The sequence below is a fragment of the Psychrobacter immobilis genome (assembly GCF_904846175.1).
Lineage (GTDB): Bacteria > Pseudomonadota > Gammaproteobacteria > Pseudomonadales > Moraxellaceae > Psychrobacter > Psychrobacter immobilis_E.
In genome coordinates, this window is the sequence record NZ_CAJGZM010000001.1 from 220,673 (window position 1) to 241,620 (window position 20,948).

Sequence of the window (20,948 nt, forward strand, 5' to 3'; positions counted from 1 at the left end):
CTGTGCTTCAATACTTCAAAAATGCTTTATAAACCCTTTATTGAGACATATAAGCTGCCCAATAAAAGCGCTTAAATATTAAGCAGCAGGACTATTGGCTTCAACCAAAGGCTTAAGCTCACCTGATTGGTACATTTGCAAAATGATGTCTGAACCGCCCATCAACTCGCCGTCAATCCATAACTGTGGGAATGTTGGCCAGTTAGCAATCTTTGGTAATGTTGCACGAATCTCTGGATTTTCCAAAATATTAACAAAGGCAAATGGACGACCGATTTGCGTCAGAACCTCAATTGATTTGGCAGAAAAACCACACTGTGGAAACTGCGGAGTACCTTTCATATAAAGGATCACTTTATTATCTTTGATTTGATCACGAATCAGCTGTTCAACATCGTTTGCAGCAGTATTTGGGGTTTGCTCACTCATATTTGGGGTTTGCTCACTCATAAAAGCTCCTATTTATTAAAACTATTATCAAAAAGAGGTATGTCACATTAAATTTGGCATGTAGCTGCTACATGGGGCGATTGCCATTATATTGCAACCATCATAGATCATTATAAGGGATTAAGCATCCGACATATTAACGTCAGAAACATTCATATTCGGCACCAATAATACCACGGCGTTGGCCATGATGCCCTCTTGCCGACCAGTGAAGCCCAGTTTTTCAGTCGTTGTGGCTTTAATGCTGACATTACTCACATCAGTTTGCAAGTCACTGGCGATATTTTCGCGCATCGCTTGATTATAGGGTGCCAATTTTGGGCGCTCACACATCACGGTAATATCAGCATTGCCTAGAGTATAACCGGCTGCTTGCACTTTACCATACACATAACGGAGTAGTACGCGCGAATCCAAACCGGCGTGCGCCGCATCGGTATCTGGAAAATGCTGCCCAATATCACCAAGTGCCAATGCGCCAAGCAGGGCGTCAGCAAGCGCATGCAGTACCACATCTCCATCAGAATGCGCAAGCAAACTATGCGTATGCTCTATTGGCACACCTGCCAGTATGACATATTGCTGCTGCTGGCCATTATTATGAAAAGCATGAACATCAATACCTTGACCAATTCTTATCATTATTATTCCAAGTGAATTAGGGGTGATTAAAATAATTTAGAACCACTATCTAAATTTCTCAAGCGCTTTTACTCACAGTAGGCGCGCATAGGTCGCCACCGCTTTCAATTAACTGTTATAATATGACGCTTATTTTATCACAATACCTAGACCAAAATACCCAGTCCAAAAAACGAGATGACCTTATCCGCTGACTAAGTCTATCACTCTTAGTCGTTTTATTGATGAATAGTGTCATTTCCAATTTTGGATAACGTATAAATTGTTGAGCAATTTTATGTCAGCCATGCCAAACACCTCACGCCTACCCGTTTCAGATTCTTTCAACGCCCAACGTCCTTTGACGCTTGCCGATATTGACAATCCTAGCAGCAAACACGTGATTGTCGGGATGTCGGGCGGCGTCGACTCTTCCGTATCTGCTGTTTTGCTCCAGCAAGCAGGCTTCAAAGTGGAAGGTCTGTTTATGAAGAACTGGGAAGAAGATGACGGCACCGAATACTGTACGGCGATGGATGATTTAGCAGACGCGCAAGCGGTGTGTGACAAAATCGGTATCAAGCTGCATACCGCCAACTTTGCGATGGAATACTGGGATCGCGTTTTTGAGCATTTCTTAGCCGAATATAAAGCCGGACGCACCCCAAATCCAGATATTTTATGCAACAAAGAAATCAAGTTTAAAGCCTTCTTAGACTATGCTTTGACCCTTGGTGCTGACTATATTGCCACCGGCCACTATACACGCCGCAGCATGAACTATACCAATGCAAATGGCGAAACCGTCGCCCAGCTCTTGTGTGGACTGGATAACAATAAAGATCAAAGCTACTTCTTACATGCGGTTGGCGGTGATAAAATTGCTAAGACCTTATTCCCAGTTGGCGAGCTTGAAAAACCAGTGGTGCGTCAAATCGCTGAAGAACATGATCTGATTACCGCCAATAAGAAAGATTCAACTGGCATTTGCTTTATTGGCGAGCGCCGCTTTAAAGACTTTTTGCAACAGTACTTGCCTGCGCAAAAAGGCGATATCGTCACCGACGATGGTCATGTGATAGGTCAGCATGATGGCTTAATGTATTATACTTTAGGTCAGCGCGGCGGCATCGGTATCGGCGGCGTCAAAGACCGCCCTGAAGAGCCTTGGTTTGTACTGGCAAAAGATTTGGACAAAAACCGTTTAATCGTCGGTCAAGGTCATGAGCATCCCATGATGCTAAGTAATGAACTACAAGCTTATAAGCTTGACTGGGTCGATGGCTTACCGCCTGCTGATATTTTTGGCCAAGATGGTTTACGCTGTATGGCAAAGTCGCGCTATCGCCAACCGGATCAAGCTTGTCGTGTATTTGCGCTGGATGAAAAAGGTTTACAGGTTAAAGTGTTATTCGATGAGCCACAGCGGGCGGTAACTCCTGGTCAATCAGCGGTATTTTATATTGATGAGGTTTGTTTAGGTGGCGGTGTGATTGCTGTTATTGATGCGCCTTGTGGGTTTTAATTTTCAGGTCTTACTCGATTACGGCGTAAATACTATAAGTCAATTGAGCGACTGGCTGAAGCTCTGAGGTAAATTGATAAAAACGAATATCATAGCTTCCCGGAGTCCAGCCATCATATGGTTTAAAACTTACCCAATTCTGATTACTGTTAGCGATGATATTCTTTTTCTCAAATAATAACACTTGCCCTGTTTGATTATTAACCCATTTTACAAATACAAAAGGGCTAGCAGGGGCTTTACCATCTGTGTCCAAATGCGCAAATAGCTTAGTATCTTTATTCAGGGTTGAAATATCTAAAGAGTTTGGCGGCATTACTGGACTTAAAGATAATTTTACATTGCCTACTAATGGTTGATTGTCATTTGATTTGTATAGTTCTTCGACAGCTCGCTGGGCAAACCGTCTTTTATCTGAGATAACATCACTGGAGCCTTTTGCCATAAATTTATCAACGTACTGACCTAGGACGTAATCCGGCATATCATTAACGATATTTATAGCTTGCTGCTGTGAGTAATCATTAATAGAGGGAGATGATACCTTTGTGTTTGGATCAGCTGATAATTTTCCTGCGCCTATATTATTTGCGTAACTCTCTAACTCCACTAAAGTATTACTTACTTGATTAGAGCCATTTTGATTATTTGTGTCTATAGGAGTTTGCCGTTTTGTCTGCATAACCCGATCCATTTGCTGTTTGGTCATAAACAAATAGGTGCTTAAAACACCAAATAAAAAGGCAACAAGAACAGATGAGATAAATAAGGTTTTGTCTTTCATAAGATATCGATGGTTTAATACTATAGTTGATTGAGTTGAAGACTTCTGATTATAACTTTTAGAACATAAAAAAAGCATCCACTACCCGTGTGAATGCTTTTAAAAATAAATTGACTTATCTTTTTAAGCCGATAGATATTATTTAGCACATTGAACTATATAACCATTAAAGTTGAGGCTACCAGCAGATATTCCTCCTGAAATTTTTGAGCCTAAAGTAACGGTATTGCCCGAACATTCATAACTGCTTTCTTTACCGCCATTAACACTAGGAATTGCGAAAGTACATGTGCCTTCTCTAGGTACATATACATTGTTACCTTCAGATTTACATTTAGCAATAGTAGGCTTGGGAGGAGTTGTAGGTTGCGTATTCGGAGTTGTAGGTGTTGAGTTAGAGCCCGTGTAAGATGAACCACTACTATCTGAGTCACCACCACAAGCAGTTAGAATCAAAGTAGATCCTAATAATAAGACGCCCAATAATTTATTCATTGTTTGTTCCTGGTTTGATATGAGTTTGAGTTAATCCGGCAATATATCACTAGCTATTTATTAAGTAAACATTATTTTACTAATGCGATATTTGTTTTTTAACTTAATCTTATTTATAAACAGGTTATAATTGTGCCACTAAAATTTCTGTACTGTGTTATTTACTATTTTATTTACTGTTAAATGAGGCTCCTTCATGACTCCACTTACCGCACTTTCCCCAATCGACGGTCGTTACGCATCTAAAGCCGACAGCTTGCGTCCTTACCTATCTGAGTTTGGTTTAATTAAAGCCCGTGTCACCGTTGAGATTCGCTGGTTACAGTCATTGGCGGATAATAGCGAGATTGGTGAATTAACAGCATTTGATGCTGATACCAATGCCTTTTTAAACAGCATCGTTGATAACTTTAGTGAAGCGGACGCGCAAGCGATTAAAGATATCGAAGCGACCACTAATCACGATGTCAAAGCGGTTGAATATTTTATTAAAGATAAATTCCGTGGTCAGGCAGCGCTTGAGGATTCATTAGAATTCATTCATTTTGCTTGTACCAGTGAAGATATTAATAACTTGTCATATGCGTTAATGCTAAAAGACAGCCGCGAAATTGTCGTTGCTAAAATGCAGCAAGTCACTGATAGCATTGTTGATTTGGCGCTTACTCATGCTGATCAGCCTATGTTGTCACGTACGCATGGTCAGACGGCTAGCCCAACGACCCTGGGTAAAGAGATGGCAAACGTCGCTTACCGCCTAGCCCGCCAAATCAAACAAATCGATCAAGTTGAGCTACTCGGTAAAATTAACGGCGCGGTCGGTAACTATAATGCGCATTTCTCAGCGTATCCCGATATTGATTGGCAAGCGCATGCTGAGCAATTTATTGACCAGCGCTTAGATTTAACCTTTAACCCGTATACCACGCAAATTGAGCCGCATGATTATATTGCTGAATTGTTTGATGCAGTTAAACGCTTCAATACCATTCTAATCGATTTTAACCGTGATATTTGGCAATATATTAGCTTAGGCTATTTTAAGCAACGCCTAAAAGACGGTGAAGTGGGTTCTTCTACCATGCCGCATAAAGTCAATCCCATTGATTTTGAAAATTCAGAAGGTAACTTGGGCGTTGCCAATGCCATGCTAGCTCATTTGGGTGAAAAGCTACCAATTTCGCGTATGCAGCGCGATTTGTCAGACTCTACCGTGTTACGTAATATCGGTGTCGGTCTGGCGCAAAGTATGATTGCATTTGATGCCTGCTTAAAAGGTGTGAGCAAACTTGAATTAAATGCGCAGCGCCTAAATGATGATTTGGACAATGCCCAAGAAGTATTGGCAGAGCCGATTCAAACAGTTATGCGTCGCTACCGTGTCGAAAACCCATACGAGAAGCTAAAAGCTTTGACTCGTGGTAATGCCATGACTCGCGAGGCTATGCTGACATTTGTTGAAAGTGATGAATTAGATGCGGTTAGCGATGCGGATAAAGCTCGTCTACGTGAAATGACGCCTGCTACTTATACGGGTAACGCAACTGAACAAGCTCGTACCATTAAAGAGTGGATTGCTAAGATTTAATCGCTAGCTATTAATCACTAGTTATTAGTCATAGCTAGCAAAAATAAGTGTCCACCATGCAGCAAAACTTTGTGCATCGAAATTTTAAACCGGTAGTTGTCAGTACTATGGCGGTGTTTATCGTCATGGTATTGGCAAGTATTGAGCCTTTAGAATGGTCAAGCTATCTGCTGCATCAACTGGGTACGCTGCTTTTTTTAGCCTTGATGTTTATTGCTTATCGCTACTGGTTTATTAGCTCGCGCTCTTACGTGCTCGCTGCCATATTTATATGTATTCATATTATAGGCGCACGCTATCTATATTCGTATGTACCTTATGATGATTGGACGCAGCAGCTATTTGGCATACAGCTAAGCGAACTATTTGGTTGGCAGCGTAATATGTATGACAGGCTGGTTCATTTTAGCTATGGGCTTTTGCTATTTAGAGCGATGGTTGAAAGCTCAAAATTTATCTTTAAGATTCAATCAATCAAGCTTTTAATCGCTATTGCCCTCATGATCAATATGTCATCAAGCTTGCTTTATGAGCTACTAGAATGGGGCATTGCGACGACTTTATCACCAGAAGCCGCGGAAGCTTATAATGGTCAGCAAGGCGATATGTGGGATGCCCACAAAGACATGGCTTTAGCATTACTTGGCGGGCTTATTGCGGCAACCATTCTTTTATTTCAAACTCGTGATACGCACATTATCACTGAGTAATTAAAGAAACTCGTTGATAAGCAAAGGTTTTAATCGTCTTTTTTATCATCACTATTGCCCGGTATGATGGCTTTACCGACGGCGACTGTACCCTTGACCACGCCTTTTGTGGTTTTATAAGCGATTTTTGCTGGTACAGTCACAATCTTGTGCACACAAGCTTGTAATAAAAATATGCTCGCGATAATGACGATAAAATGCAGTTTTTTCATAAAATTCCTATAAATCATTAGATGATCTGATGGTGGCTATTAATACCGTAATAATTAAAACTATAACCATTAAAACTATAGTCGTTAAAAATATAGCAATAGCCGTCAGATGGATTAGCATCATAAACTATTAAAATTATTCTATAAAGCATCTCTTGTTATTTCTCTTATACCCATTTTTAGATATGGATTTATCAATGACTTCAATTCCTCTTTGTTTACCCGATTCTATTACTCCTGAGCAGTTTTTAAGCGAATATTGGCAAAAAAAACCTTTACTTATTAAGCAAGGTTTACCGCAGTTAATTGGCATGTTTGAGCCAGACGATATGCTTGGTTTGGCATTAGAAGAAGACGCATCAGCGCGCCTACTAATCCAAGCCGCAACTAAGCAACAAGGTCTACCACAATGGCAACTTAAAAAAAGCCCGCTAACTGAAACTGATTTTGATAACCTGCCAGAGCAATGGACTGTGCTGGTGCAAAACCTTGAGCAATGGTCACCTGAGCTTGGTCAATTATGGCAAGCATTTGACTTTATCCCGCAATGGCAGCGCGATGACATTATGGTTTCTTATGCCCCCAAAGGCGGCTCGGTTGGTAAGCATTATGATGATTATGATGTGTTTTTAGCCCAAGGTTATGGTCAACGTCGTTGGCAGTTGGGTAAATTTTGTGATAAAGCAACTGAGTTCGTTGCCGATGAGCCGATTAGATTGTTTGATGATATGGGCGAGATAATCTTTGATGAGATATTAGAAGCTGGTGACGTACTTTATGTACCGCCAAAATTATCGCACTTTGGCGTCGCTCAAGATGATTGCTTAACCTTTTCGTTTGGCTGTCGTCGTCCAAACTTAATGCAAATCATCGACAGCTTAGCTGATATCGCCACCAATGACAGCGATTTATTTATCCCAATGCTATTACCACAATCAATGCAAGCGTCTGGCGAACTGCAAGTAGATAGCATCGAGGCGATTAAAAACCAGTTATTACAAATGCTACAGTCTGAGCGCGGTGATGACATTATTCGTCAAGCAGTGTCCGAAGTCGTTAGTAAACGCCAATATGACGCGCTGATGCCAGAAGAAACCCTGGATACCGATGAGCTCATGCAAGCGCTAACTACAGGCGCGACGCTACAAGCAGACTATAGTAATCGTTTGCTTTACCGTCAGACCAATGATGGCATCGTGTTATATGCCAATGGCCAACGTCTCGATGGCTTGGATGATAAAGCGACCGCTGTCCTCATACGTTTGGCTAATGGTGAACATTTACAGAGTCAAGATGTAATAGATGTTGACCCAGATGAATTAAGTGAGTGGCTTGAAAATGGCTGGGTGTGGATTGATTTTGCTGAGTAATTTCTAGCTTACTCATAATAAACTATATTTATATCAATAAAAAAACCGATATCTAATTTAGAAGATATCGGTTTTTTATTACCTATTTTTCAAATAGGGTTTGGCGTCCTACCTCTATCACACACCGCTGAGCTTTTGTCACTATTAAAAAAGCAATATAGTCGCCAAGCAAATTCGTGATTAAAGCATCTAATCTGTTCCCAGCTCAAGTAAGCTGGCGTTACCACCAATCGCTGTGGTATTAATGGTTCTTACGCGTTCAGTGACGAAGCGATACAGATAATCAGGCGTGAGCATCTCTGACAAGCCTTCCATATCGGTAACAGCAATCACTTGCGTTAAGATACCATCGGTATTGGCAAGCTCCTGACTAATCGTTTGTACCTCGCTTTGATTACCAGCGACAGCCGCTTGCGCTAGGCGGTCAATATATAATAGCGTAACGGTTTGCGAGTCATTAGCCACACTCAGCACGTCATCACTAATGCCCGTCTCGTACAGTATTTTTGCCGCCTCATTGCACATCTCATCTTGGCTTGGGCAATGTAGTATCACCTCGTTACCCGTCAATAATGCGGCGATTAACTGCCCAAGTACTGCCATTGCGCGAGCAGACTCAGCGCCGATGACCATGGTTTTGCCACGAGCGGTTACGTATAAATCATTGGACTCACCCGTCGCGCCCGTCATACGCTGCACTTCATCTAGACTGGGCGCGGCACTCAATAAATGATTGAACAAACGCTTTGCTTTATTAGCATCGCCAGTCAGCAACGCCAATTTTGCAATAGCCGCTTGTAGATAAGTTGCGCGATTGACCGCGCCAAGTAATCGCCAAGATTCACAAACTTGGGCATGATTCTTTTTAAATTCAGTCGCCATCTTGCTACTCCTTATGCGATTTGTGTTTGAGTGAGTGATTCAGTCGTATTGTTTTGGTTTGCAGCGCTGCTATGCTCATTAGTCATTGACTCAGAGCGCAGCTGCATGAGACGTGCCACGTAGTGCGGACCACCTGCTTTCGGGCCCGTACCAGAGAGACCACAACCGCCAAATGGCTGGACGTTGACGACCGCACCAATTTGGTTACGGTTGATATAGGTATTACCGACAAACGCACGGCGTTCAATATGCTCGACAATATTTTCAATACGGCTATGAATACCCAAAGTCAAACCAAAACCAGTACCGTTAATAGCATCAATAAGCTGATTGAGGTCAGTCGCTTGATAACGCAGCACATGCAATATCGGACCGAAATGCTCGCCACCGATGACATCGATACTTTTTACCTCGATCGCCGTTGGCAATACAAAGGTAGATTGCTCTTGGCTGACAACCGAGCTTGCACTCATAGGCGTCTGCGCCAAAATAGTTGCGGTTGGCTCAGCGCTCATACGTTCGATATGCGCTTCTAGACTGCGCTTGGCGTCTGCATCAATTACCGGACCCACGTCTGTGGTTACGTGCAGTGGATTACCAACGATCAACTCAGCCATAGTACCTTGCAGTAACTCGATTAAATCATCCGCGACTTCTTCTTGTACGCATAATATACGACACGCTGAACAACGCTGACCTGCCGAACCAAAGGCTGACAATACCGCATCTTTAACCACCTGTTCAGGTAGTGCGGTTGAGTCAACAATCATAGCATTTTGACCACCCGTCTCAGCAATAAAGACCGGTAGCTCACCATTAGCTTGCACATGATTATTTAAGCTTTGGTTGATACGCTGCGCCGTTTGGGTTGAACCAGTAAAAATGACACCTGCAATATTATCCGCTGCCGTCAAAGCACCGCCAACATCACCCGCACCCGTCACTAGCTGTAATGCTTCTGCTGGCACACCTGCTTGGTACATTAATTGGGCAGCGAAATGCGCAATTAAGCTCGTTTGTTCAGCAGGCTTAGCCACGACGGTGTTACCCGCTGCTAGTGCAGCCACGATTTGACCAGTATAAATAGCCAACGGAAAGTTCCAAGGGCTGATACATACGAAAGTACCGCATGCTTTATAAACTTGACGAGAATCTTTACCAGACAAATCGGTGAACTCGTGCACTACAGTGTCTAAACGCTCTGCTTCGTCGGCATAAAAGCGACAAAAATCAACCGCTTCTTTGATTTCATCAATACCATCTTGCATGGTTTTACCAGCTTCAATTTGGCATAGTGCCATCAGTTCCGCATAGTTTTCTTCATACAAGTCCGCCACTCTACGCAATATAGCAGCCCGCTGCGCTGCCGGTACTGCTTGCCATGCACTTTGTCCCGCAACTGCCGCATCGATGGCTCGACGTGCCAATTCAGCATTGGCATATTTTACGTCACCCGCGATGACTTCATGATTCCAAGGTGCACGTACCGTCTGCGACTCAAGTTGTTGAGAAGCGCCATTGGCTTCATAGTCGTTAACCGCTTTACCATTGATAATAGAAGTCGCTGACCACGTCTTATGTAGATGGCTATCGATAGCATCCTTAAACGGTAGCCATTGTGACTCCACAAAGATATTGGGACCGAAACTGGCACGGCGCTTACCGTAGATATCTAACGGCAATGGAATATCAGGATTGTGTAAGGTATCGTTGGTCAATAACTTATCGTATGGATGCACGGTCAGTTTATCAATTGGATAAGACTTGTCTAATAGCTGATGAACAAACGAGCTATTGGCACCGTTCTCAAGTAAACGACGGACCAAATACGGCAACAAGTCTTTGTGCGCGCCAACCGGTGCATAGATACGTACCGGAATCTGATAGGCTTGCAGAATATGGTCATAAAGAGCATCGCCCATGCCGTGTAGACGCTGAAACTCAAAATCTCGATGCGCACTCATGGTCATAATCGACGCTAACGTGTGCGCATTATGGGTAGCAAACTGCGGCCAGATGAGTCCGCGTAAATGATCTGATAATAAGAAGCGCGCGCAAGCAAGATAGGCAGTATCTGTACCTTCTTTACGTGTCCAAACAGGATAGCCTGACAGACCTTTTTGCTGAGCCAATTTAATCTCAGTATCCCAATACGCCCCTTTGACCAAACGTACTGGAATACGATCGCCAACCTCAGTTGCCAAGCGTGCTAACCACGCTAAAATAGCAATCGCGCGTTTAGAGTAACCTTGCACCACAATACCTAAGCCGTCCCAACCGGCTGTTAAATTATCACGGTATAAAGCCTCAAACAGTTTTAAAGAAATCTCAAGACGGTCGGCTTCTTCCGCATCAATACTGATATCAACATTGACTTCACGTGCCGCTTCAATCAATAGTAGGCAACGCTGGCGCAACAGACCCATGACTTGCGCTTCTTGAGTCGCTTCATAACGCGGATGCAATGCCGAAAGCTTGATAGATACCGACGGCTTTGGCATGCCTTCTTTCACTTTAATACTGGCAGTGGCTTTAATCGCATGCAAATAATCGTTAAAGTATTTTTCCGCATCTCTATGAGTAATTGCCGCCTCACCTAGCATATCGAATGAATAGGTATAGCCTTTATTACGATAAGGTTGGCTGTTTTTATTAGCGCCTTCTATGGTTTCGCCCAATACAAACTGATGACCCATGATACGCATGGCTTTTTGCATGGCACTGCGAATGACCGGCTCACCCATCTTTTTGGTCATACGATCCAAAAACCCTGAGGCCGTAGTATTGCTATCAATACTGACCACACGGCCGGTCATCATCATGCCCCATGTCGAGGCATTGACGATAAAACCGTTGTCATTTTTGAGGTGTTTTTTCCAATCTGCCACACTCATTTTGTCATGAATCAGCGCGTCAGCCGTATAATTGTCTGGTACCCGAATTAATGCTTCGGCCAAACTCATCAGCAAGATACCTTCTTGGGTATCAAGGCTATATTCGAGTAATAACGAATCAACCATTTTGACTGCTTTGCCATCATTACGTACGTGCTCGACCAGTTGGCGTGTCTGCGTGGCAGCCGCTTCACGTTCGCTATCAGTCGGCTTGGCAAGTGGCAATAACTCGGATAACCAACGCTCTTCATCAACGCTATATAAAGGTGAGATACGAGCGTGCAGCGTTTCTGACGACTGGGTAATATAGTCTGGGGATAGCAAATCTGCTGGCTTAAATAAAATCGGCTCTTGCGGGGTAAACTGGTCTACTGGGTTCATAAAAACTCCATAACTATCGTTTAAAAACCATAATAAATAGCGCAGTAAGAACTCTAGTGATGTTGTAAGACATTCATAATCAATATTGAATTAAACAATTAAATTAAACAGTTAAATTGAATAATAGTCATCAATGGATGTTTACAACAATCAGAGTTCCAACAGCGCCATCACAAAACGAGGAAATCCAGCATAGGCTGGAAGCGGTCAAGTAGGTCGTTTTAGTGTTAAACGGGCTACATTAACAATATAAAGGCAACAACGAACAGCTAAGCGGCATTAGTGCCTTCTTCTTGTTAGTAGTGAATGGAGAGTAATGCTCAGATGCAGTATCTTTTCAATAAAAACGGATCTGTCATCTTATATGACGCAAATTCACTGTAAGAAAAACCTCTACGGCGTTGATTGAGGTGATGCGCTTAGCTTAGCTTGGTCATGGTAGCATGAAAAAAAGCCTCAAAGCCCCGCTGTTACTTATCTTAACCAAGAAAGATATTCTTTAAAAACAATTGGTTATTAACGCTATCGCAAATGTGACGCTTTGGTTATAAATATGGGTTTACTATTAGCCATTAATTATTTTTCCAATCAACAGCTTGGATTTATTTACCATTACCGTTTACCTTTAAACATAAAAAACCCTCCTTATCAATTGATGAATAAGAAGGGTTTTTAGAAACGGTTAAGTCCATTATAAATTTAGCTATTTATAATGGACTTAACCGTATAAATAATAGCTAGACCGATTATAAGAATACCAATTTAGCCAATAAAATAGCCGTCAATACCCAAACAGCCATGGTAATCTCAGAGAACTTACCTGTCATCAGCTTGACGGCGGTAAAGGTAATAAAACCAAGCGCAATACCATCAGCGATAGAGTACGTAAGCGGTGTCAATAACAGCACGACAGCGACTGGAGCGGCTTCGGTTAAATCTTCCCAGTTAATATCCTTTAGAGTAAATAACATCAATACCGACACATAAAATATCGCGCCAGCGGTTGCATAAGCAGGAATCATACCGGCGAGTGGCGCAAAGAAAATACTTAGTAGAAACATCACGCCAACGGTCACGGCCATCAGACCCGTACGACCGCCTGAAGCAACGCCTGAGGCACTTTCGATATAACTGGTCGTCGATGACGTACCTAACATAGCACCAGCAACCGTTGCCGTTGAATCAGCAAGCAGCGCTTTGTCCATATTGGGGATATTACCGTCTTTATCGATTAAGCCCGCTTTATTGGCGATACCTACCAAACTGCCTGCGGTATCAAACAAATCAACAAACAAGAAAGCAAAAATCACACTAATCATGCCGATATCAAACGCACCTGCAATATCAAGCTGCATAAGTGTTGGGGCAATCGATGGCGGCGTCGACATGATGCCAGTGAACTGTGTATGACCAGTGATTAAACTAATAATGGTCACGAGCAAGATACCAATGGTAACCGCGCCAGGAACTTTTTTATAGACCAAACCAATGATAATAAAGAAGCCAAACGCTGCCATCATTGGTGAAAATGACGTCATATCACCGAGCATGACCAAGGTGGCATCACGACCCACGATAATGCCAGAGCTTTGCAAGGCAATAAACGCCAAAAATGCACCGATACCAGCAACGATACCTTGTTTAAGGCTGTTCGGAATGGCATTGATAATCCACTCACGAATCTTAAATAGGCTCAACAGGATAAATAAACACCCTGATAAGAATACCGCACCTAATGCTGTCTGCCACGCATAGCCCATACCAAGCACGACACCATAGGTGAAAAAGGCGTTTAGCCCCATACCCGGAGCCAATGCAACCGGCAATCTTGCGTAGATGCCCATAATAAAGCAACCTACTGCCGCTGCTAAACAAGTAGCAACAAATACGGCGCCTTTATCCATACCCGCTTCGGCTAACACGTTAGGGTTTACAAAGATGATGTAAGCCATCGTCAAAAAGGTTGTAATACCGGCTAGGATTTCCGTTTTGATCGTGGTGTTTTCACCATTGATTCCAAAATAGCGTTCAATTGCATTCATAAGTGTCGCGCCCAGCTTGCTAGTGAAAAAACAAATTTATTGCGCCTAAAATAAAGAAGACGTCAGCAAAAAAATTGCGACGTCATTATCAAAAGGCAGCGGTAACAAAGTGCAACATTCTAGAGAAATTAGCGTGTAAATTCAATCATTACCCGTGCCTTGTGGGTACAAAACTGCAATTTAGCACAATTAACTGTGACTAAGCGAACAATGTTTCAGCGCTTAGTCAATCTTTATTATTATTCTTACTTCAAAGCTTTTTATTTATCATTTTACACTTTAACACTATAATAAATGACCTTTTCCTCATTTCACAGTACACTAGGGGGTTGTGGCGAGGAGACAGGATAAAAATCTGATGAGAATACCTGCTTGCCTCTAGCAGCTATAAGCATTTAGCCAACCACATAAAAGCCGTTATTATTAATTACCCATGAGCCTAACCCATGCCTGAATCATTAAATATTGTCGACCTGATCACCCAAGCCAGTCTATTGGTACAGATTGTGATGGCATTGTTATTATTAGCCTCGTTACTCAGTTGGGTGATTATTTTTCGTATGAGTGCCCGTTTAGGTACGGCTAAAAACTTCGACCAACAGTTTGAAACTTGGTTTTGGTCAGGAGAAGATTTGGCAAAGCTCTATCAAGGCGTGCAAGGTTCACCTGAGCGCCAAGGTCTTGAGCAGATTTTTTATGTCGGGTTTTCAGAATACTTAAGAATGCATAAAAAACGCCAACCTAAAGATGACATTATCGATGGCGTTGAACGTAAGCTTCGTGTTGGATTGGGACGTCAGCAGCAGTTATTAGAGTCAGGATTGACGACGCTGGCAAGTATTGGCTCAGTCGCACCTTATGTTGGTTTATTTGGTACCGTTTGGGGCATTATGAATGCCTTTTTGGGACTGTCACAAAGCGAACAAGCAACGTTAGCCACTGTGGCTCCCGGTATTGCGGAAGCCTTGATTGCTACTGCCATGGGTTTGTTTGCCGCTATTCCTGCAGTATTGGCTTATAATCATTTTACCGCCAAATCAAGCCGCTTATACGACTCGCGTGCCCTATTCTGTGACGAGATGACAGGGATGCTACAACGCGAAACCAGTATCGAGAATCCGCAGCCTAGTACGCAAGTAAGCCAAGTCAATCCAGTTAATAAAAGCACTCAGGTAACTGGTCTATGAAACAAAGTCCCTATCGCCGTGAGAAAAAAGCGCTCAATGCGGAGATGAACGTTGTTCCTTATATCGACGTCATGTTAGTGCTCCTAGTGATATTTATGGTCACCGCGCCGATGCTGATTACAGGCGTCGACGTTGATTTGCCAAAAGAGCAAACCAATACTATGAGCCAAAGCCAGCTACCCGTGATTGTATCCTTAACCGACAGTGGCGAGATTTTTATCAGTTATGAGAATAATATCGACTTGCCGATTAGCGAGCCGGAACTGATTGATACGCTATCCAATCTGCAAACTCAAAGTAGCGAAGTGGGTGCACAGCCTTTACAGGTGATGATCAATGCCGATCAAAATAACCAGTATGGCGCTATTATGACCCTGATGGCAACCTTACAACAAGCAGGCATTCAAAAGGTAGGACTATTGACGGGCGCACCTTTACCCGCGCCTGCATTATAATATGCCCACTCTTAGCGCAGTTGGTTATAATAAAGTAGATAATTTGATGAAGCTCTTTTTCCAGTCTCATATTTTTCAGTTTCACGTTCTTGAGTACCCTATTTTCGAGTACCGCATCCTTGAGTATCCTGTTTTCGAGTATCAGTGCCATGCGTAATGCGCCGACTGTTTATGTGCCGACCGAACCTGAAGGTAACGGGCTAACCTTGCCTACGTTTCTAAGTATACTGGCACATGGTCTTGTGATTGCCATCTTGATTTATAGTTATCAGAATATGGAAGTCGAGACCGCGGGTACTATTGAGACGGTCATGATATCCCCTGAGCAACTGGCTGAGATGCAAGGACAGATAATTGCCAATCGTGCAGCAGCGGCCAGCGCCATGCAAACCGACGGCAGTTCAAGTGGCTCATCAAGTAATATGTCAGAAAATAGCACTGATAGCAGTACCAGCTACGACAGCCAAACTCAGTCAAACTCTGAGCGTGTGCCTGTTTTTACTCATTCCAATGATCCCGCTAGTCGCCCGATGTTGATGAGCGAAGAGCAACACCAACGTCTACTTGAACAAAATCAAGATTATGAGCGTAATATGGCGGAATGGGCAGCGCAGTTAGATGAATCTGTGCTCGAAGAACATGATCAAGTTGAACAAGACAAAAGACAACAGCTTATTGAAGAGCAAAAAAGGCTGGGTGATTTTCGCAACAAGCAAAATAACCCGCCTAAGATTAAACGCCCTACTGCTAATGATAGAAATATAGAAATCAATACCGGTGGTTCTGGCAGTGCAACTCAAACGCTTAGCCTAGGAGATGATGGGCAGTCAACATTATCTGGTGACGCCACGACCTCAAGTACCGCAAAAGGCAGCAGTCGCTCGGCATCAAGTGGCAACCGCGGTGCCAGCAACAGTGAAATTGTCAACCTCATCAAACGCAACTATAATCCACCGACAGCAGCGAAAGGCTCGACGCAGCGCACCACCTTAACCATCACTGTCAATGCCAGTGGTAATGTGGTGAGTGTCTCCGCCTCAGGGCCTGACAGCGCGGTCAATGAAGCTGCTAAGCAAGCGGTGTTAAATACTGGCAGCTTACCGATTGATGCCGATGACCCTAAATATCCTACCTTTACCATACAGTTCAAGGGCAGCAATTAACCAGTTGCTCTAAGACGATATTATTGCTAACTTTAGCTTAAACATCATTGCTAACACTTTAGTTTGAATGACTTAATACTCACTACGATACATTTATAACTGCTGCGATAGCATTTAACCGTTAGTTTACCGCCTATAACAAACATTACCCCAACCTAGGAGTTCGATTTGGTCATGCGCATCCATAAACAACTATGCCTCTCTTTACTTGCCAGCACCTCAAGCTTATTGCTTGCTCCTAGCGTCTTTGCGGCACCCGTCGTTTTAGAATTGGATTATGAGATTCCAGTACAGCAAAGCCAAGTGGCTTTTGTGCCCTTTGCCGGTGACACTACCTTATCGTCTATTATCTCGAATGATCTAAGCAAAACAGAGCTTAAAGTCACTAGCCAAAACCTACCGCAGCAGCCGCATAGTAGTGGCGAATTAGCAGGCACGCTACCGGTTTGGCAAAGTATGGGCATTCCTTATCTTGTCATCGGTAGCACGGGCAGCAATCGCGGTAAAGTTGTCACCGATTATGAAGTTATTGAGGTTAAAACAGGACGCGTGATAGAAGGTAAGCAAACGTTAACTGCTGATAACAATAAAGAAAGCATGCGTTATGCAGCTCACGTTATCGCTGATAAAGTATATGAGCTTATCACCGGCATTCCCGGTGACTTCTCAGGACGTATTGCCTATATCGAAGAGATTGGCACTGGCAAAGAGAAAGTATCACGCCTAAAGGTCATGGATGCTGATGGCGAAAACGCCAAAACTATTACCGAGGTGGCAGGCTCTATCTTCTCGCCTACATGGTCACCTGATGGCAATCGCATTGCCTATTCAGTCCAGCGCGATAAATCTTACCCTGTTATCTATATACAAAGCGTGAGCGGTGGTGGTGCGACACCATTAACGCCATTCCCAGGTAGCAATCTCAGCCCATCGTTTTCACCAGATGGTAGCAAAATACTGTTTTCTAGTAGCTTTGAAGGCAGTGCCGATATTTATGAGATGAGCGCTAGTGGCGGTCAGCCTCGACGTATCACCAATTGGCCAAGCAGTGAAGTACAACCAAGCTACGCACCAGATGGCAAATCTTTTGTCTTCGTCAGTGACCGTGCAGGGTTTAACAAACCGCGCATCTATCGTTATGAATTTGGTTCAGGACGTACGACTCAAGTATCAAATAGTGGTTATGCGACCAGTCCGCAGTTTAGTAGCGATGGCTCACAGATTGCTTTTTTAAGTGGTCGCTCAGCTGCCATCATGAACAGTGGCGGCGCAGTGACTGCCAACTTGGGCAATACGGGTATCGACGAAGCCCCAAGCTTTTCGCCCAATGGTAAGCGCGTGGTTTACGCCTCAAAGCAAGGCGGTAAAGGCGTACTGACCATCAAATCACTGAACGGTGGCGAATCCTTTGGTAAATCTGGTCAAGGTACTATCCGCTCGCCCGTTTGGTCATCGAGCCCTAAATAGCTTAAGTAACTTGTCATTTTACCAATTAATAAGATTCTAGGAATTAAACCTTAGATATAAAAAAGCGCCTAATAAATATTAGGCGCTTTTTTTGATTTCAAAGAATGGTGCGACTTTTATAGTTAAAATTAGCTATAAGTAAGTAAAAACCAATACTTAAAAACTGTTAGCTAAAACATTAACTCATTGCATTACTCATCACTTGGATCGCTAGCTGGCGGAACCGCATGTCTTAGCTGTGCCACATCTTCAGCGGTAACCGTATCAGTAAAACCGTTTAAATCACTGACGACATACTGAGTGACCGCCGCCATCTGCTCATCATTCATCATCTTATGAAACGATGGCATGCCACGAAAGCCATTGATTAAGATATCAATGATGTAATACTTCGATTGCATTTTGCTGTTATTAGCGAGTGGCGGATAATAGCCTGCGCCATAAGCGCCCTCGCCTTTATGCATATGACAAGCAGCGCAAGAGTCGTGATACAGCTTTTTACCATCTGTCGTCACAAACGCATTTGTTCCTTCAAACTTTGCGTCCCATTCAGCAATACCTGGATCATTTTCCATAGTAGGAAGTGAGCTGTGATCAACGATATTGATAGCAGGTGCGGCAAGCTCCTCACGACTCATATAAACACCGCCCCAACTGCCTGTATTACGACTTGCTTGATAATCATCCGTTGTGACGGGGTCTTGCTCATGTATACTCGCCACCGTCTGTACGTCATCTGACTGTTGACTACAGCCTAAAATTGCTGCACTACTCATCCCAGTCAGCAACATCACAGTCAGCAGTTTGGGTGTCATGTTTTTCATGACTTTTTTCTTCACGATTGCATTGTCCATGATAGCCTCTGAATTCTTATAGTTATTCATATTAACCCAGCATTTTTGCTTTTTGGTGTAGGCGCTTGGCGGCATCCATACCAGATAAAATAGCGCCTTCTTGCCATGCCGGAATGTGTGAGCAATGCTCGCCTGTCAATACAATACGGTTATCAATACTGCACAAGGTGTCGTAATGCTGACGACGAGTCGACTCATTCCAAATACCATAACAACCAAGTGTCCATGGGATACGGTGCCATACCACTGACGTACCGGCACGGAACTCTTTTGGATACTGAGGATGGATATATTTACCATAAGCAAGCGCGACATTGATACGCTCCTGCGGAGTTAAAGTATTAAATTTATAAGAGGTTGGACCATAACCATAAGCGCCTAATAACACCCCCGTACCGTCTTTGAACATATTTTCTGAAGGATAAGCAATCTGTGCAATAGGCATATCAGTATAAGTCAAACCGCCATAAATCCACTCATCCTCTTCCCAAAAGCGGCGATTAAACTCTAAGCCTACTTTGTAAGAAGTCTCATAAGGCACCGCTGCCATGGCTTCTTTCATGGGTTTTGAAACGTTGATATCAAGTTGGGTCAGTACCGTTAGAGGAATATTACACACACACCAATCAGCACGGATGGTTTTGGTCGCGCCATTTGGGCTGTTACTGTCGACATAATCGACGGTAACGCCGCTTTCATCTTGATGAATTTTGGTCACTTTTGCATTAAACTCAATCATATCGCGGCATTCACGAGTAAATGCATCACCGATTTTCCCCATCCCGCCGACAGGCTGAAACATCGTTGGTTGGTGAGCATAGGTCATATGGTTACCATAAATATCCGCCCACATACCTGAATCTAATATCTCACTGATAGGTAAAGGCTTTGAGGGTTTCTCATCAGGCATCAAGCCACCACCCGGAAAAACACTATAACCACGATGCTTACTGGTCGCATTGCTGGCACGGTAGCGATAGTCTTTATCGAGTACACCCCAACCCTTCAATCCTTCTAGTAGCTTTTCTTTATCTTCTTTATTCACAGAACGATCAAGACCGCCAACATTCACCGCTTTTGATAAAAGCTCAGATACATGCCCTTGGATGTCATTTTTTACATCACCTAAGCGCTGCGGTACACCATTAAAATGGGTACTACGGTGCAAATAAGCGCGGTCATTGGTTTGAATAAATGGCTGCATCTCGACGCCGAACTGTTTGCAATAATGGAAGACAGCATAATGATGACTAGGCAGACGCCATGGTCCACCATTGAAGTAATTACCCTCTTCAAAATCGCAAGTAACTTCTTCGCCGCCAAGCTCAGTATATTTATCACCGCTGTTGAGTGTCCAACTACGACCGCCACCACGGTTTTGAAACTCTAGTACTTTGACGTTATAGCCCGCTTTACGTAACTCGTAAGCCGCCGTCAGTCCGCCAAGACCGGCACCAAGAATAACTATACTAGCGCCCGGTGGCGCACCTTTGAGGTCGATGGTTTCTTTAAAGCTCGATTCTGAGGCAAATCCTAACGTCGTCATCGCCTGATACATGGCGGTTGCGCCCGCGGTTTTACCAATCATCGAGAGCAGTTGGCGCCGCGTGGGTGATTGAAGCATGTCTTTCATAATAGTATCCTTAAAGTAGTCGTTCGTGCACAACGGTAGGCAGTGGTTGTATTAATAAGCGCTTATTTTCATCGATAAGCATTTTTACTAATTTTCAGCTTGGTCTAATTCTGCGTTTATTTGCCAAACTGCCTTACTTACCGTATTGCCATTAACCCCTGTCTTATAATAATGGTCTAAAACGCATTGATAAGATTAATAACCCGCTATTTTATTTAATCTCTTGGTATCTGCA

18 protein-coding genes are annotated in these 20,948 nt (G+C 43.3%); 8 read left to right on the top strand and 10 right to left on the bottom strand.

Features of this window, described 5'->3' with window-relative positions:
* Positions 1-78: 78 nt before the first annotated feature.
* Positions 79-429, bottom strand: a complete 351-nt coding sequence (grxD, locus tag JMW39_RS00905; protein WP_025653310.1) for a Grx4 family monothiol glutaredoxin — start codon at positions 427-429, stop codon at positions 79-81.
* 141 nt (positions 430-570) lie between these two features.
* The gene (ispF, locus tag JMW39_RS00910; RefSeq protein WP_201543050.1) at positions 571-1,092 is read right to left on the bottom strand and encodes a 2-C-methyl-D-erythritol 2,4-cyclodiphosphate synthase; all 522 of its coding nucleotides are present in this window, start codon (positions 1,090-1,092) and stop codon (positions 571-573) included.
* Between the two features lie 277 nt (positions 1,093-1,369).
* Here ispF and mnmA point away from each other — a divergent pair, with 277 nt between their 5' ends.
* A complete protein-coding gene (gene mnmA / locus JMW39_RS00915) occupies positions 1,370-2,596 on the top strand; it encodes a tRNA 2-thiouridine(34) synthase MnmA (protein WP_201543051.1) in 1,227 nt (408 codons plus the stop codon).
* A 10-nt stretch (positions 2,597-2,606) separates the two neighbouring features.
* Here the strand turns inward: mnmA and JMW39_RS00920 are convergent, their stop codons facing one another.
* Complete coding sequence (locus JMW39_RS00920) at positions 2,607-3,380, bottom strand: hypothetical protein (RefSeq protein ID WP_201543052.1); 774 nt, start codon at positions 3,378-3,380, stop codon at positions 2,607-2,609.
* A 138-nt stretch (positions 3,381-3,518) separates the two neighbouring features.
* A complete protein-coding gene (locus JMW39_RS00925; protein WP_201543053.1) occupies positions 3,519-3,875 on the bottom strand; it encodes a hypothetical protein in 357 nt (118 codons plus the stop codon).
* A gap of 196 nt (positions 3,876-4,071) precedes the next feature.
* Here JMW39_RS00925 and purB point away from each other — a divergent pair, with 196 nt between their 5' ends.
* Complete coding sequence (gene purB / locus JMW39_RS00930) at positions 4,072-5,463, top strand: adenylosuccinate lyase (RefSeq protein WP_201543054.1); 1,392 nt, start codon at positions 4,072-4,074, stop codon at positions 5,461-5,463.
* Positions 5,464-5,519: 56 nt separating this feature from the next.
* Positions 5,520-6,173 carry a DUF2238 domain-containing protein gene (locus JMW39_RS00935; protein ID WP_201543055.1) on the top strand — a complete coding sequence of 218 codons (654 nt, stop codon included), beginning with the start codon at positions 5,520-5,522 and terminating at the stop codon, positions 6,171-6,173.
* Between the two features lie 29 nt (positions 6,174-6,202).
* Here the strand turns inward: JMW39_RS00935 and JMW39_RS00940 are convergent, their stop codons facing one another.
* Positions 6,203-6,385: an NF038104 family lipoprotein gene (locus JMW39_RS00940; RefSeq protein WP_201543056.1), complete on the bottom strand. Its 183-nt coding sequence runs from the start codon at positions 6,383-6,385 to the stop codon at positions 6,203-6,205.
* Positions 6,386-6,582: 197 nt separating this feature from the next.
* On the opposite strand from JMW39_RS00940, the gene JMW39_RS00945 reads away from it, so the two are divergent.
* Positions 6,583-7,755 (top strand): cupin domain-containing protein, encoded by a 1,173-nt coding sequence (locus tag JMW39_RS00945; protein WP_201543057.1) that lies wholly within the window; start codon positions 6,583-6,585, stop codon positions 7,753-7,755.
* Positions 7,756-7,944: 189 nt separating this feature from the next.
* On the opposite strand, the gene JMW39_RS00950 is transcribed toward JMW39_RS00945, so the two are convergent.
* The 3 genes from JMW39_RS00950 to JMW39_RS00960 all read right to left on the bottom strand — a co-directional run bounded on the left by JMW39_RS00950 (position 7,945) and on the right by JMW39_RS00960 (position 13,954).
* Complete coding sequence (locus JMW39_RS00950; RefSeq protein WP_201543058.1) at positions 7,945-8,637, bottom strand: 1-pyrroline-5-carboxylate dehydrogenase; 693 nt, start codon at positions 8,635-8,637, stop codon at positions 7,945-7,947.
* Between the two features lie 11 nt (positions 8,638-8,648).
* The gene (gene putA / locus JMW39_RS00955) at positions 8,649-11,912 is read right to left on the bottom strand and encodes a bifunctional proline dehydrogenase/L-glutamate gamma-semialdehyde dehydrogenase PutA (RefSeq protein WP_201543059.1); all 3,264 of its coding nucleotides are present in this window, start codon (positions 11,910-11,912) and stop codon (positions 8,649-8,651) included.
* 746 nt (positions 11,913-12,658) lie between these two features.
* Positions 12,659-13,954 (bottom strand): NCS2 family permease, encoded by a 1,296-nt coding sequence (locus JMW39_RS00960; RefSeq protein WP_201543060.1) that lies wholly within the window; start codon positions 13,952-13,954, stop codon positions 12,659-12,661.
* A gap of 446 nt (positions 13,955-14,400) precedes the next feature.
* On the opposite strand from JMW39_RS00960, the gene tolQ reads away from it, so the two are divergent.
* The 4 genes from tolQ (at position 14,401) to JMW39_RS00980 (ending at position 18,226) form a co-directional block, all read left to right on the top strand.
* Positions 14,401-15,141, top strand: coding sequence for a protein TolQ (gene tolQ / locus JMW39_RS00965; protein WP_201543061.1), 741 nt, complete (start codon positions 14,401-14,403; stop codon positions 15,139-15,141).
* Positions 15,138-15,596, top strand: coding sequence for a protein TolR (tolR, locus tag JMW39_RS00970; RefSeq protein ID WP_201543062.1), 459 nt, complete (start codon positions 15,138-15,140; stop codon positions 15,594-15,596). Before tolQ ends, tolR begins: the two co-directional genes overlap by 4 nt.
* A gap of 149 nt (positions 15,597-15,745) precedes the next feature.
* Positions 15,746-16,759 carry a cell envelope integrity protein TolA gene (locus JMW39_RS00975; protein WP_201543500.1) on the top strand — a complete coding sequence of 338 codons (1,014 nt, stop codon included), beginning with the start codon at positions 15,746-15,748 and terminating at the stop codon, positions 16,757-16,759.
* A gap of 174 nt (positions 16,760-16,933) precedes the next feature.
* Positions 16,934-18,226: a PD40 domain-containing protein gene (locus JMW39_RS00980; protein WP_201543063.1), complete on the top strand. Its 1,293-nt coding sequence runs from the start codon at positions 16,934-16,936 to the stop codon at positions 18,224-18,226.
* 191 nt (positions 18,227-18,417) lie between these two features.
* Here the strand turns inward: JMW39_RS00980 and JMW39_RS00985 are convergent, their stop codons facing one another.
* Together JMW39_RS00985 and JMW39_RS00990 are read right to left on the bottom strand one after the other, a co-directional pair.
* On the bottom strand, positions 18,418-19,080 hold the full coding sequence (locus tag JMW39_RS00985) for a c-type cytochrome (RefSeq protein WP_201543064.1): 663 nt from the start codon (positions 19,078-19,080) through the stop codon (positions 18,418-18,420).
* Positions 19,081-19,111: 31 nt separating this feature from the next.
* Positions 19,112-20,713, bottom strand: coding sequence for a flavin monoamine oxidase family protein (locus JMW39_RS00990; protein ID WP_201543065.1), 1,602 nt, complete (start codon positions 20,711-20,713; stop codon positions 19,112-19,114).
* Positions 20,714-20,948: the final 235 nt, after the last annotated feature.